This window comes from Streptomyces sp. Go-475, from assembly GCF_003330845.1.
GTDB lineage: Bacteria > Actinomycetota > Actinomycetes > Streptomycetales > Streptomycetaceae > Streptomyces.
Genome location: NZ_CP026121.1, coordinates 5,166,751 through 5,179,562 on the forward strand (window position 1 = coordinate 5,166,751; position 12,812 = coordinate 5,179,562).

Consider the following 12,812-nt stretch of genomic DNA (forward strand, 5'->3'; position numbering starts at 1 on the left):
GGCAGCGTAACGGTCACAGTTTGCGCAGGCTCAGCCGCTGCACCTTGTGGTCCGGGCCCTTGCGCAGCACGAGCGTGGCGCGGCCGCGGGTGGGGGCGATGTTCTCGACCAGGTTGGGCCGGTTGATCGTGCGCCACATCGTGCGGGCGTAGTCGAGGGCCTCTTCCTCGGAGACCTGGGTGTACTTGCGGAAGTACGAGGACGGGTCCTGGAAGGCGGTGGCGCGCAGCTTGCGGAAGCGGTTGAGGTACCAGTGCTCGATGTCCTCGACGCGGGCGTCGACGTACACGCTGAAGTCGAAGTAGTCGGCGAGGCCGACCCGGGTGCGGCCGTCCTTGCCGGGCAGGGCGGGCTGGAGGACGTTCAGGCCCTCGACGATCAGGATGTCGGGGCGGCGGACCGTGAGCCGCTTGTCGGGGACGATGTCGTAGATCAGGTGGGAGTAGACCGGCGCGGTGACCTCGTCCTTGCCGGCCTTGATGTCGGCGACGAAGCGGGTCAGCGCCCGGCGGTCGTAGGACTCGGGGAAACCTTTCCGCGACATCAGGCCGCGGGCCTGGAGCTCCTTGGTGGGCAGCAGGAAGCCGTCGGTGGTGACCAGCTCGACGCGCGGGTGCTCGGGCCAGCGGGAGAGCAGGGCCTGCAGGAGGCGGGCGACCGTGGACTTGCCCACGGCGACCGAGCCGGCGACTCCTATGACGAACGGGGTGCCGGACTGGGAGCCCTGCTCGCCGAGGAACGTGTTGAGCGCCCCTCTGAGGCCGTCCGTGGCGCCGACGTAGAGGTTGAGGAGCCGGGACAGCGGGAGGTAGATGTCCCGCACCTCGTCCAGGTCGATCACGTCGCCGAGACCGCGCAGCTTCTCGACCTCCTCGGCCGTCAGCGGCAGCGGCGTCTTGTCACGCAGCGCGCTCCACTCGGCTCGGGTGAGGTCGACGTAGGGAGTCGCCTCCGGGCGGGGCCGGTGGGCGCTCCGGGGCATCGAGGAGACCGGAGAGATCACAGTCCATTGTTACGGGCGTACGAACGGACGGTGAGGTGGGATCCGTCACGCGGGCTTTTCGGCCCTTCAGCAGGGGAGAAAACCGGCCAAAGGGAGGAATGTCAGTGGCGTGCGTCACAGTTGTGGGAAGGGTGGGCCCAGCCCGGGGTCCACGGACCCCGAGGGGTGACCCATGACGTATGCGATAGAGGCGGAAGGCCTGGTCAAACGGTTCCGGGAGACCGAGGCGCTGGCCGGTGTCGATCTGGCGGCCCGCAAGGGCACGGTCCTCGGGCTGTTGGGTCCCAACGGCGCCGGGAAGACCACCGCGGTGCGGATCTTCGCCACGCTGCTGCGGCCCGACGCGGGCCGGGCCCGGGTGGCCGGGCACGACGTGGTCCGGGAGGCCGGGGTGGTGCGCTCCCTGGTCGGGCTGACCGGGCAGTACGCGGCGGTCGACGAGAACCTCACCGGCACGGAGAACCTGCTGCTCATCGGCCGGCTGCTGGGGCTGCCGCGGCGGGAGGCCAAGGCGCGGGCGGGTGAGCTGCTGGAACGCTTCCAGCTGACCCACGCGGCAGGCAGGGCGGCGAAGACCTTCTCGGGCGGCATGCGCCGGCGGCTGGACCTCGCGGCCAGCCTCGTCGGCCGGCCAAGCATCCTCTTCCTCGACGAGCCGACCACCGGCCTCGACCCGCACAGCCGCGGTGAGCTGTGGGACCTGCTGCGCGGCCTGGTCGCGGACGGGGCGACCGCCCTGCTGACCACGCAGTACCTGAACGAGGCCGATGTGCTCGCCGACGACATCGTGGTGATCGACAAGGGCCGGGTGATCGCCGAGGGCACCCCCGACCGGCTGAAGGCGCAGGTCGGCGGGCAGGTGCTGGAGCTGCGGCCGATCCTCGGGCAGGACCTCGCACGGGCGCACGCGCTGGTGGCCGGGGCCGCCGGCGCCGAGGCCCGGATCGAGGGCGAGACGGTCACCGCCCCGGTGAAGGACCCCGAGCTGATGCCGGCCGTGGTGCGCGCGCTGGACCGGGAGGGGATCGCCGTCGGAGAGCTGGCCCTGCGCCGCTCCTCGCTCGACGAGGTCTTCCTCGCCCTGACCGGCCACCGGGCGGAGCCGGGCGAGCCCGAGCAGGACGGCGGCGCGGCCGTCCGGGGCGAGGACCAGGACGAGCGGGAGAAGGCGGTGAGCCGGCCATGACCGCCACCACCCTCACGGCACCGGTCACCGAGTCGGGCCGGGTGCCGGCCCTCGCCGGGCTGCGGCAGACCTTCACCATGGCCTGGCGGAGCCTGGTCGCCGTCAAGCACAACCCGCTCGAACTGGTCGACTACAGCATCACGCCGATCATGTTCGTGTTCCTGTTCACCTATGTGCTGGGCGGGCAGATGGCCGGGTCGCCCGACGCGTACCTGAAGTACGCGCTGCCCGGGATCATCGTGCAGAACACCCTGTTCATGACGATGTACACGGCGATGGCCCTCAACACCGACCTCACCAAGGGCGTCTTCGACCGGCTGCGCAGCCTGCCCATCGCCCGGTCCGCCCCGCTCGTCGGGCGCATCACCGCCGACCTCGCCAAGCACGTGTGGGCGATGCTGCTGATGATCGGCCTCGGACTCGCGCTCGGCTTCCGGGTCACCGGCGGCTTCGGCGGGTTCCTGCTCGGGGTGCTGCTGGTGGTGGTGTTCGCGGCGGCCGTGTCCTGGAGCGCGGTGCTGATCGGGATGCTGGCCGGGGACGCGGAGAAGGTGCAGGCGTTCGCCTTCACGCTGATCTTCCCGATCACCTTCACCAGCAGCGCGTTCGTCGTCGTCGACACCATGCCGGGCTGGCTCCAGGCGTGGAGCGACGTGAACCCGGTCACGCACCTGTCCGACGCGTTCCGCGGGCTGCTGCTCGGCGGGCCGGTGGCGGAGCCGGTGCTGTGGTCGCTGGTGTGGGCGGCGGGCATCGCGCTCGTCTTCTACCCGCTGGCCATGAGGGCGTATCGCGCGAAGGTCTGACAGCGGGGCACCGAGCTGTTCGTACCCCGGTGGGAATTTCCGATTTCGGGCACGCAACGGCCGGTTCGGCACGGGAATCGACCCTAAGCTGCCGTTCCATGTGTGGAATCGTGGGATACGTGGGGCCGCAGTCGGCGCTCGAGGTCGTGATGGCCGGGCTGAAGCGGCTGGAGTACCGGGGCTACGACTCGGCGGGCGTCGCCGTCCTGGCCGACGGCGGGCTCGCGACGGCCAAGAAGGCCGGCAAGCTCCTCAACCTGGAGAAGGAACTGGACGGCAGGCCGCTGCCGACGGGCGCGACGGGCATCGGCCACACCCGGTGGGCCACCCACGGCGGACCGACCGACGCCAACGCCCACCCGCACATCGACAACGCGGGCCGGGTCGCGGTCGTCCACAACGGCATCATCGAGAACTTCGCCGCGCTGCGGGCGGAGCTGGCGGAGCGCGGCCACGCGCTGGCCTCCGAGACCGACACCGAGGTCGTCGCCCATCTGCTCGCCGAGGAGTTCTCCTCCTGCGCGGACCTCGCCGAGGCGATGCGGCTGGTGTGCCGGCGGCTGGAGGGCGCGTTCACGCTGGTCGCGGTGCACGCCGACGAGCCCGACGTGGTGGTGGGCGCCCGGCGGAACTCGCCGCTGGTGGTGGGTGTCGGCGAGGGCGAGGCCTTCCTCGCCTCGGACGTCGCCGCGTTCATCGCGCACACCCGGTCGGCCATCGAGCTGGGCCAGGACCAGGTGGTGGAGCTGCGCCGGGACGGCGTGACCGTGACGGGCTTCGACGGCCGCCCGGCCGACGTCCGCTCGTACCACGTCGACTGGGACGCCTCGGCCGCGGAGAAGGGCGGCTACGACTACTTCATGCTCAAGGAGATCGCCGAGCAGCCCAAGGCGGTCGCCGACACCCTGCTGGGCCGGATCGACGGCTCCGGTTCGCTGACCCTGGACGAGGTGCGGATCCCCCAGGCGGTGCTGCGGGAGATCGACAAGATCGTCGTGGTCGCCTGCGGTACGGCCTTCCACGCCGGGATGATCGCCAAGTACGCCATCGAGCACTGGACGCGCATCCCGTGCGAGGTGGAGCTGGCCAGCGAGTTCCGCTACCGGGACCCGATCCTGGACGCGCAGACGCTGGTCATCGCCATCTCCCAGTCCGGCGAGACCATGGACACGCTGATGGCACTGCGGCACGCCCGCGAGCAGGGCTCCAAGGTGCTCGCCATCTGCAACACCAACGGCTCGACGATCCCCCGCGAGTCGGACGCGGTGCTGTACACGCACGCCGGGCCGGAGGTCGCCGTCGCCTCCACCAAGGCGTTCCTCACGCAGCTCGTGGCCTGCTACCTGGTCGCGCTGTACCTCGGCCAGGTGCGGGGCACCAAGTGGGGCGACGAGGTCCGGGCCGTGATCCGGGACCTGTCCTCGATCTCCGGCGCGGTGGAGCAGGTGCTGGGCACCATGGAGCCGGTGCGGGAGCTGGCGCGCACGCTGGCCTCGAAGAACACGGTGCTGTTCCTCGGGCGGCACGTCGGCTACCCCGTCGCCCTGGAGGGCGCGCTGAAGCTCAAGGAACTCGCCTACATGCACGCCGAGGGGTTCGCGGCGGGGGAGCTGAAGCACGGGCCGATCGCGCTGATCGAGGAGGACCTGCCGGTCGTCGTGGTCGTGCCGTCGCCGCGCGGGCGGTCGGTGCTGCACGACAAGATCGTGTCCAACATCCAGGAGATCCGGGCGCGGGGGGCACGGACGATCGTCATCGCCGAGGAGGGCGACGAGGCGGTCGTGCCGTACGCGGATCATCTGATCCGGATCCCGGTCACGCCGACCCTGCTGCAGCCGCTGGTGGCCACGGTGCCGTTGCAGGTGTTCGCGTGCGAACTGGCGACGGCGCGGGGGAACGAGGTGGATCAGCCTCGGAACCTGGCCAAGTCGGTGACCGTGGAGTGAAGCGGGGGAGCGAGTGCCCTGCTGTGCCCAGCGCGTGAACAGGGGGCGAACGGCTCGGTTCCGCTCGCCCCCTTGGTCAGCCGGTCAGGCCGTCAGGTGCTCCGGCTCAGATGGGCAGGCAGGTCGCCGGGACCCAGCCTTCCTTGCTGGTGCTGTTGGGACCGCCGAAGTACCACTTGTTGCTCTTCTTGCCGCAGGCCGTGTAGCTGCCACCAGTGGTGGGCTTGCGGTCGCCGAAGCAGATCCCGCCCTTCTTGCCCTTGCCCCAGGTGCCGAGAGCCGTGGCGCTCGTCTTGGGCGCGCTGCGGAGGTTGACGGTTTCCTTCGGCTTCACGTTGACCAGCGCGCTGCTGCAGTCCGGCTTCGTCGCCGCGGCGGCGGTGCCGGCCGTGGCGACGGTGCCGGTGAGGGTTGTAGCCACGAGGGCCGCAGTGGTCAGTGCGGTGCCCAGAGACTTCAACTTCAAAGCTGTGTCCTCCCGTTGCGTGTGCGATGCCGTTTGCACATCGCGGTCATCGCGAACTGTACAAGGGGGAGGGAGAGTTCAAGATCGGGGGCTCGGTATGCGGCTAGGGCCTGTCGTTTGGATCAGGTCGCAGGAAACCGACGGCACCTCATCAGCCCCGCGTCTGCGATCTGATCCAAACGACAGGCCCTAGGTCCAGGGCAGCGGTGGCTTCGGGCTGAAGGGGAGCTTGGTCCAGCCGTCCGGGGTCACCTGGTAGAAGTCCCCGAGGTAAGAGTCCATCCGTGAACTGCCGTGCACATGCACGATGTCCGCGTGCAGGCGGTAGTGGAAGCCGCCCATCATGCCGACCACCCGGAAGAAGATCCGCACGTCCATGCCCTCCGTCAGCGGGGCCAGCGGTGGCAGGAGGTGCTCGACCTCGTCGAAGCAGCTGCCGGTGCGCTCCCGCAGCATCGCGTGGAAGTGGCGCTCCAACGCGTCGGCGGGGGCGGGGAGTCGGCGGACCGCGACCGGCTCCAGCAGGTCCAGCAGCTGCGTGTGGCCCCGCTCCCGTGCGATGTCCACCGGGAGCCGTCCGTCCCGGGTGCGCTGTGTGCGCCAGGCGCCGTGCGCGATCAGCCGGGAGACGACCCCGATGCCGGCGCCGTGCCAGGCGGCCTGGTGCAGCGGCGCGAATCCGCTGCGGTTGCCGGGGCGGGCGAGGTTGACCCGCTCGGGATGCTCCGCCAGCTCCCCGAACACGCCGTCCCAGTCGGCGTCCCGGGCCAGGTCCGCGAACCGGTCGCGCTCCTTCAGGTACCAGTCGTTGTAGCGCCCGCGGTCGGTGAGGCCGTCCCATTCCACGCCGATCATGCTAGGCGGCGGGCAGGGAGGCGGTACGGGCGGGGAACGCCCCGGCCGGACCGTAGGGTGCTGGGCATGAGCATCATCGGGGTCGGGATCGACGTCGCCGAGATCGACCGGTTCGCGGCGTCGCTGGAGCGTACGCCCGCGCTGGCCGAGCGGCTGTTCGTGGAGCGGGAGTTGCTGCTGCCCAGCGGGGAGCGGCGGGGTGTCGCCTCGCTGGCCGCGCGGTTCGCCGCCAAGGAGGCGCTGGCCAAGGCGCTCGGCGCCCCCGCCGGGTTGCTGTGGACGGACGCCGAGGTGTTCGTCGAGGACAGCGGGCAGCCCCGGCTGCGGGTGCGCGGAACCGTCGCCGCCCGGGCCGCCGAGCTGGGGGTGCGGTCCTGGCACGTGTCGCTGAGCCATGACGCGGGGGTGGCCTCCGCCGTCGTGATCGCGGAGGGGTGAGCGGCCCGCGCCCGGGTGGGGCCTGCCCGGCGGGCACCCCCTAGGCCATGCCCCACACGAGCAGCATCGTGCCGAGGAGGCCCGCCGCGCCCAGGGTGGCGCCGGCGGCCGCCGGCCACATGCGGCCCGTGCCCTGGCGGGCGTAGTGGACGCCCATCGTCCCGAAGGTGAGGGCGAGCGCTCCGGCGAGCACCGTCCAGGGGATGAGGAACGCCCAGGTGCCGGCCGCGGAGAAGGCGCCGAGGACGAGGGCCGTGGGGCCGAGGGCGGTGGCGGGGCTGTCTGTTTCCTTGGGTGCTGTCGCGCTGGTCATGTTCTGCCGATCCCCCTTTTTGAACGAGTTCAAAACATGGCTCGATCATACGCCCAGGGGTGCGGTCCAGGGGCCCGAGGCCCCCGCCGGGCGGGTAGCTGCCGGGCGGCGGGGGCTTCGGGGAGCCGGGTCAGCAGATCGACTGGCTGGTGTTCACCCGGGTGATGTTGCGGAACGTCGTGTTCTCGCCGCAGGGGCTCTCCCTGATGGCCGAGTTGGTGACCGTCAGGTTCTGGATGGTGATGTCCTTGTTGTTCGGGAACTCCGAGCGCGCGGCCAGCCGCAGTTCGCCGCCGCCCGTGACCGTGCCGCTCTGCGCCGCGAGGCTGACGTTGTAGCAGTTCTCGATCAGCACCGAGTTGTTGCCCGTGTTGGAGAGCGTCACCTTGTTGATGACGGCCCCGCCGCTCTCCGACACGCAGAACACACCGCGTCCGCCGCCGCGCGCTATGACCTCGCCGACCCGGATGTTGGTGGGGTAGCCGCTGCCCACCCGGCCGTTGCGGTTGGCCATGCGGAAGGCGGCGTAGCCGGTGCCCGTGCCCGCGTTCTCCGCGTCGACCTTGGTGACGCTCGCGTTGATGGTCTGGTTGAGGAGCAGGCCCGACTCGCCGACGTTGCGGGCCGTCACCGTGCCGATGGTGATGCCGTCGACGCCGTAGGTCTCGACCGCGTGGCTGGACGCGCCGGAGACGTAGACGTTGTCGATGCGGACGTTGCGCGTCCACTGGCTGGTGTCGCCGCGGTTGTCGATGCGGACGCCCAGGCCGCGGGAGAGGCGCATGTCGATCTGGCCGAGCACGACGTTCTGGACGTTGCGCAGGAAGATGCCGTACAGCGGGGTGCCGGTCAGCTTGAGGTTCTGGACCTCGACGTCACGCGTGCCGCGCGAGTAGACCGGCGCCTGGTCGCCCGAGCCGGTGCCGGTGACGTTGATGGTGCCGCAGACGTCGAGGACGGTGTAGCTCGGGAGCGAGATGCGGGAGCCCGCCGAGATCGAGCCCGAGCCGCGGACCACGACCCGCTCCTTCGCCGTGCGCCCGGCGGAGAGGCTGTTGACCGCCGCCTGGACGGCGGCGCGCATGTCGGTGCCGGTGTAGACCGTGCTGCCGCCGCGCCGGGCGGTCCAGTTGCTGCCGCTCTGCACGGCCTCGGCCTGGTACGAGCCGTCCCCGCAGGCCAGCGCTCGCGTCGGGGCGGCCGTGGCGGGGGCGGTCAGGGTGCCGGCGGCGGTGAGGAGGGCGGTGGCACCGGCGGCGGCGAGGAATGCGGCTCTGCGTCCCATGGTGGCCTCGGTTTCGTCGAACGTGGGGGGTGTGCAAGCGCTTTCTGCGCGCCGGGAGTCTGGCAAAGGGACGGCAAAGCGTCAATGGATGCGACACGGACCGGAGTTGCGCGAGCTGCGGGGGAGTGGCCGGGCGGTCGTACGGGAAACTCGACCGCATGCGTAGTGCGTACAGCGTGGAGACGGTCAGGACCGCCGAACGGGAGCTGATGGCGCGGCTGCCGGAGGGGGCGCTGATGCAGCGCGCCGCCGCCGGGCTCGCCGCCGCCTGCGCCGATCTGCTGGGGCGGGTGTACGGCAGCCGGGTCGTCCTGCTGGTCGGCAGCGGGGACAACGGAGGCGACGCGCTGTTCGCCGGGGCCCGGCTGGCCCGCCGCGGTGCCGGGGTCACGGCGGTGCTGCTCGCGCCGGAACGGGCGCATGCGGCGGGGCTCGCGGCGTTGCGGCGCGCCGGGGGGCGGGCCGTGCCGGCCGGTGAGGCCCCGGGCGGCCGGAGCGCCGAGGAGTTGATCGAGGGGGCCGATCTCGTCGTCGACGGCATCGTCGGGATCGGCGGGAAGGGCGGGCTGCGGCCGGACGCGGTGCCGCTGGCCGCCGCGGCCGGGCGGTCGCGGGGCGCCGTCGTCGCCGTCGACCTGCCCAGCGGAGTCGACGTCGACACCGGGGAGGTGCGGGGCGTCGCCGTCCGGGCCGACGTGACGGTGACGTTCGGGACGCACAAGCCGGGGCTGCTCATCGACCCGGCGCGGGAGTACGCGGGCTCGGTGCGGCTGGTCGACATCGGGCTGGAGCTGCCCGTCGAGCCGGAGCTGGAGGCGTTGCAGCACGTGGACGTGGCCCGGCTGCTGCCGGTGCCGCGGGCGGAGAGCGACAAGTACCGGCGGGGGGTCGTCGGGATCGCCGCCGGGTCGGCGCGGTACCCGGGGGCCGCGGTGCTGGCGGTCGCCGGGGCGCTGCGGGGCGGGGCCGGGGCCGTGCGGTACGTCGGGCCGGCCGCGGACGCGGTCATCGCGCGGTTTCCCGAGACGCTCGTGTCGGACCAGGGGCCGAAGCACGCGGGGCGGGTGCAGGCGTGGGTCGTCGGGCCGGGGGCCGGGGACGACGCGGCGACGGTGGGGGAGGTGCTGGCGGCGGAGGTGCCGGTGCTGATCGACGCGGACGGGTTGCGGCTCGCCGACGCGGGAGTCGTGCGGGGGCGCCGGTCGCCGACGCTGATGACGCCGCATGCCGGGGAGGCGGCGGCGCTGCTGGGGGTGGAGCGCGGGGAGGTCGAGGGGGCCCGGCTGGCGGCGGTGCGGGAGCTGGCGGGGCGGTACGGGGCGACGGTGCTGCTGAAGGGGTCGACGACGCTGGTCGCCGACTCGGGGGGCGGTGCGGTGCGGGTGAACCCGACGGGGACGTCCTGGCTGGCCACGGCGGGGAGCGGGGACGTGCTGTCGGGGCTGGCCGGGTCGTTGCTGGCGGCGGGGTTGTCGGCGGTGGACGCGGGGAGTGTGGGGGCGTATCTGCACGGGCTTGCGGGGCGGTTGGCGGCGGAGGGGGCGCCGGTGGGGGCGCACGATGTCGCCGAAGCGGTCCCTGAGGCCTGGCGGAACGTCCTGGGGTGAGTGCGCGTGCGGGTCGGTGCGGGTCGCTGTGGGGGTGGGTCGCCCCCTCCGCCCCTTCCCGCCCCGAGTCCGGGGGCTGCCGCCCCCGGGCCCCCGCTTCGGCCTGAACGGCCTCGTCCTCAAGCGCCGGACGGGCTGGGTTGTGGCTGAGCGGGGCGGGAGGGGGCGGTGCCGGGCAGGGTGGGTTGTGGCTGGGGCGGCCGGGGGGTGCGGTGCCGGGCGGGGTGGGTTGTGGCTGGGCGGCGCGGGGGGCGGTGCCGGGCAGGGTGGGGTGGTGGGGCGGCCGGGGGCGTGCGGTGCCGGGCGGGGGGGTGGCTGAGCGGCGCGGGAGGGGGCGGTTGGACGGCTGGGTTGTGGCTGGGCGGGCGGGGGCGGTGCCGGGCGGGCTGGGGATGTGGCCGGGCGGGACGGGGATGTGGCCGGGCGGGACGGGGGCAGCGGTGTCGGGTGGGTTGGGGATGTGGCTTCGCTTCGCTCGGCGCGGCGGAAGGGTACTGCGCCGGACGGACTCGCGTGTGGCTGAGTGGGGCGGGAGGGCGCGGTGCCGGGCGGGCAGGGATGTGGCCGTGGGACGGGGAGGGCGCGGTGCCGGGCGGGCAGGGATGTGGCCGAGTGGGGCGGGAGGGCGCGGCGACCGGCGGGCTCGTGTGTGGCTGATGCCTCCGGGTGACCTCCGCCGCGCGGCGACCCGGCGGCCTTGGGTGCCCGCGCTTTTCTGATCGTATGACCCGTAGACGTACCGCCAGCCGTGGCCTCGCCGTCCTGCTCGCCCTCGTCGCCGCGCTGCCCGTCGGGGTCGCCGGTGCCGTTCCCGTGCCGCCCGCTCCGGGGCCCCTGGGTGAGCTGGTCCCGGGGGTCGCGCCGGGGCCGGCGCAGTCCTGGGCCGTGGACACGCCCGACCAGGCGCTGCCGCCGGTCGTGTACACGCCGTCGGCCGACGAGGAGGCCGTCGAGCCGCGCAGCGCGGTGCCGGGGACGTACGCGCTCGTCGAGTACGTGCCGTTGGGGGAGGCGGTGGCGCGGGTGAGCTGTACGCGGAAGGCCGGGCCGTATCAACGGCAGGTCGAGCGGTGGCTGGGGCTGCGGGTGGACGGGAGGCAGTCGGCGGCGGACTGCCGGGCCATCCGGGCGTTCCAGGTGCGGCAGGGGATCGAACCGGCCATCGGGTTCGCCGGGCCGGTGACCTGGTCACGGATGCGGTACCTGTCGGCGCGTACGAATCCGAACGCCGCCGGGATGTGCCCGGTGCGGAACCATCCCGTGGCCTGTGTGGATCTCAGCCGGCAGCTGATGTGGGTGCAGAAAGGCAGGACGGTCGTGTTCGGGGCGGTGCCGATCCGCAGCGGGCGGGCCGGGTACCGGACGCGGGCCGGGTGGCACACCATCTACTGGCGGCACAAGAACCACTGGTCGACGCTGTACAACACACCGATGCCGTACTCCCAGTTCTTCAGCGGCGGCCAGGCCTTCCACGGCGTCTACGGCAGTCTGCACACCGCCGTCGGCTCGATGGGCTGCGTCAACCTCACCGTGGGTGACGCCCGGCGGCTGTGGGGCGTGCTGAAGAAGGGCGACCGGGTGTTCGTGTGGGGGCGGCGGCCCGGGACGTAGGCGACCTGCTGGCGGGCCCGCTGCCTCGGGGCTGTCGGGGCCCTCTGAGACACTGGGCGCGATGAGCGAGAGAACAGCCCCGCGGACCGCGCCCCTGCGGGCCCGCGCCGAGATCGACCTGGCCGCCCTGCGGGCCAATGTGCGGGCCCTGCGTGCCCACGCGCCGGGCGCCGCCCTGATGGCCGTGGTGAAGTCCGAGGCGTACGGCCACGGGGCTGTGCCGTGCGCCCGCGCCGCCGTCGCCGCGGGAGCGAGCTGGCTGGGCACGGCCACGCCCGAGGAGGCCCTCGCCCTGCGGGCCGCCGGGCTGCCGGGCCGCATCATGTGCTGGCTGTGGACGCCCGGCGGGCCCTGGCGCGAGGCGATCGAGGCCGACCTCGACGTGTCCGTCAGCGGGATGTGGGCCCTGGACGAGGTCACCCGGGCCGCCCGGGAAGCCGACCGGCCCGCCCGCGTGCAGCTCAAGGCCGACACGGGGCTCGGGCGGGGCGGCTGCCAGCCCGGCGACTGGGCCGAGCTGGTCCGCGCCGCGCTGCGCACCGAGGCCGAGGGGCTGCTGCGCGTCACGGGACTGTGGTCGCACTTCGCCTGTGCCGACGAGCCCGGCCACCCCTCCATCGCCGCCCAGCTCGACCGCTTCCGCGAGATGGTCGCGTACGCCGAGCGGCAGGGCGTCCGGCCCGAGGTCCGGCACATCGCCAACTCGCCGGCCACGCTCACCGTCCCCGAGAGCCACTTCGACCTGGTCCGCACCGGCGTCGCCACCTACGGCATCTCGCCCAGCCCCGAGCTGGGCACCCCGGCCGACTTCGGACTGCGCCCGGTGATGACGCTGTCCGCCTCGCTGGCCCTGGTCAAGCACGTCCCGGGCGGGCACGGCGTCAGCTACGGGCACCGGTACGTGACGCCCGGCGCGACCACCCTCGGCCTCGTCCCGCTGGGCTACGCCGACGGCATCCCGCGGCACGCCTCCTCGGCCGGACCGGTGCTGGTCGAGGGCAAGTGGCGCACCATCGCGGGCCGGGTCGCCATGGACCAGTTCGTGGTCGACCTGGGCGGTGACGAGCCCGCGCCGGGCGCCGAGGCGGTCCTCTTCGGGCCCGGGGACCGCGGTGAGCCCACCGCGGAGGACTGGGCGCAGGCGGCCGGAACCATCGCCTACGAGATCGTGACCCGGATCGGAACGCGCGTTCCCCGCGTCTATGTGAATGAGGAACAGGACGGGTAACTCGCACAGGGGAGAACCGGTCACCCGAAGAACGACAGGCACCCTGGTAACACCGGCAACAACAGCCA

12 protein-coding genes are annotated in these 12,812 nt (G+C 73.0%); 7 read left to right on the plus strand and 5 right to left on the minus strand.

Translation table 11 applies throughout. The annotated features are described in order from the left end of the window. Positions 1-13: 13 nt before the first annotated feature. Positions 14-982: a type I pantothenate kinase gene (gene coaA, locus C1703_RS23990; RefSeq protein ID WP_198678442.1), complete on the minus strand. Its 969-nt coding sequence runs from the start codon at positions 980-982 to the stop codon at positions 14-16. A 193-nt stretch (positions 983-1,175) separates the two neighbouring features. On the opposite strand from coaA, the gene C1703_RS23995 reads away from it, so the two are divergent. The 3 genes from C1703_RS23995 to glmS all read left to right on the plus strand — a co-directional run bounded on the left by C1703_RS23995 (position 1,176) and on the right by glmS (position 4,941). Beyond that, positions 1,176-2,189 (plus strand): ATP-binding cassette domain-containing protein, encoded by a 1,014-nt coding sequence (locus C1703_RS23995; RefSeq protein WP_114254795.1) that lies wholly within the window; start codon positions 1,176-1,178, stop codon positions 2,187-2,189. Continuing rightward, on the plus strand, positions 2,186-2,995 hold the full coding sequence (locus C1703_RS24000; protein WP_114254796.1) for an ABC transporter permease: 810 nt from the start codon (positions 2,186-2,188) through the stop codon (positions 2,993-2,995). Before C1703_RS23995 ends, C1703_RS24000 begins: the two co-directional genes overlap by 4 nt. A 98-nt stretch (positions 2,996-3,093) precedes the next feature. Next, a complete protein-coding gene (glmS, locus tag C1703_RS24005) occupies positions 3,094-4,941 on the plus strand; it encodes a glutamine--fructose-6-phosphate transaminase (isomerizing) (RefSeq protein WP_114254797.1) in 1,848 nt (615 codons plus the stop codon). Positions 4,942-5,047: 106 nt separating this feature from the next. On the opposite strand, the gene C1703_RS24010 is transcribed toward glmS, so the two are convergent. Further along, positions 5,048-5,407, minus strand: a complete 360-nt coding sequence (locus C1703_RS24010; RefSeq protein ID WP_114254798.1) for a hypothetical protein — start codon at positions 5,405-5,407, stop codon at positions 5,048-5,050. Positions 5,408-5,596: 189 nt separating this feature from the next. After that, on the minus strand, positions 5,597-6,262 hold the full coding sequence (locus C1703_RS24015; protein ID WP_114254799.1) for an ankyrin repeat domain-containing protein: 666 nt from the start codon (positions 6,260-6,262) through the stop codon (positions 5,597-5,599). A gap of 66 nt (positions 6,263-6,328) precedes the next feature. Here C1703_RS24015 and C1703_RS24020 point away from each other — a divergent pair, with 66 nt between their 5' ends. After that, positions 6,329-6,700 (plus strand): holo-ACP synthase, encoded by a 372-nt coding sequence (locus tag C1703_RS24020; protein ID WP_114254800.1) that lies wholly within the window; start codon positions 6,329-6,331, stop codon positions 6,698-6,700. Between the two features lie 40 nt (positions 6,701-6,740). On the opposite strand, the gene C1703_RS39040 is transcribed toward C1703_RS24020, so the two are convergent. After that, positions 6,741-7,013: a hypothetical protein gene (locus C1703_RS39040; RefSeq protein ID WP_157993159.1), complete on the minus strand. Its 273-nt coding sequence runs from the start codon at positions 7,011-7,013 to the stop codon at positions 6,741-6,743. 130 nt (positions 7,014-7,143) lie between these two features. Continuing rightward, the gene (locus C1703_RS24025) at positions 7,144-8,298 is read right to left on the minus strand and encodes a hypothetical protein (RefSeq protein WP_114254801.1); all 1,155 of its coding nucleotides are present in this window, start codon (positions 8,296-8,298) and stop codon (positions 7,144-7,146) included. A gap of 158 nt (positions 8,299-8,456) precedes the next feature. Between C1703_RS24025 and C1703_RS24030 the strand changes: the two genes are divergently transcribed. The 3 genes from C1703_RS24030 to alr all read left to right on the plus strand — a co-directional run bounded on the left by C1703_RS24030 (position 8,457) and on the right by alr (position 12,744). Then, positions 8,457-9,905, plus strand: a complete 1,449-nt coding sequence (locus C1703_RS24030; RefSeq protein WP_114257556.1) for an NAD(P)H-hydrate dehydratase — start codon at positions 8,457-8,459, stop codon at positions 9,903-9,905. Between the two features lie 723 nt (positions 9,906-10,628). Then, entirely contained in the window at positions 10,629-11,516 is an 888-nt protein-coding gene (locus C1703_RS24035; protein ID WP_114254802.1) for a L,D-transpeptidase family protein, read from the plus strand. Positions 11,517-11,577: 61 nt separating this feature from the next. Next, complete coding sequence (gene alr, locus C1703_RS24040; RefSeq protein WP_114254803.1) at positions 11,578-12,744, plus strand: alanine racemase; 1,167 nt, start codon at positions 11,578-11,580, stop codon at positions 12,742-12,744. Positions 12,745-12,812: the final 68 nt, after the last annotated feature.

What these genes read in the sequence shown, in the direction of transcription:
- coaA (WP_198678442.1), bottom strand. Translation starts at nt 982, where the DNA reads ATGCCCCGGAGCGCCCACCGGCCCCGCCCGGAGGCGACTCCCTACGTC.
- C1703_RS23995 (WP_114254795.1), top strand. Translation starts at nt 1,176, where the DNA reads ATGACGTATGCGATAGAGGCGGAAGGCCTGGTCAAACGGTTCCGGGAG.
- C1703_RS24000 (WP_114254796.1), top strand. Translation starts at nt 2,186, where the DNA reads ATGACCGCCACCACCCTCACGGCACCGGTCACCGAGTCGGGCCGGGTG.
- glmS (WP_114254797.1), top strand. Translation starts at nt 3,094, where the DNA reads ATGTGTGGAATCGTGGGATACGTGGGGCCGCAGTCGGCGCTCGAGGTC.
- C1703_RS24015 (WP_114254799.1), bottom strand. Translation starts at nt 6,262, where the DNA reads ATGATCGGCGTGGAATGGGACGGCCTCACCGACCGCGGGCGCTACAAC.
- C1703_RS24020 (WP_114254800.1), top strand. Translation starts at nt 6,329, where the DNA reads ATGAGCATCATCGGGGTCGGGATCGACGTCGCCGAGATCGACCGGTTC.
- C1703_RS39040 (WP_157993159.1), bottom strand. Translation starts at nt 7,013, where the DNA reads ATGACCAGCGCGACAGCACCCAAGGAAACAGACAGCCCCGCCACCGCC.
- C1703_RS24025 (WP_114254801.1), bottom strand. Translation starts at nt 8,298, where the DNA reads ATGGGACGCAGAGCCGCATTCCTCGCCGCCGCCGGTGCCACCGCCCTC.
- C1703_RS24030 (WP_114257556.1), top strand. Translation starts at nt 8,457, where the DNA reads ATGCGTAGTGCGTACAGCGTGGAGACGGTCAGGACCGCCGAACGGGAG.
- C1703_RS24035 (WP_114254802.1), top strand. Translation starts at nt 10,629, where the DNA reads ATGACCCGTAGACGTACCGCCAGCCGTGGCCTCGCCGTCCTGCTCGCC.
- alr (WP_114254803.1), top strand. Translation starts at nt 11,578, where the DNA reads ATGAGCGAGAGAACAGCCCCGCGGACCGCGCCCCTGCGGGCCCGCGCC.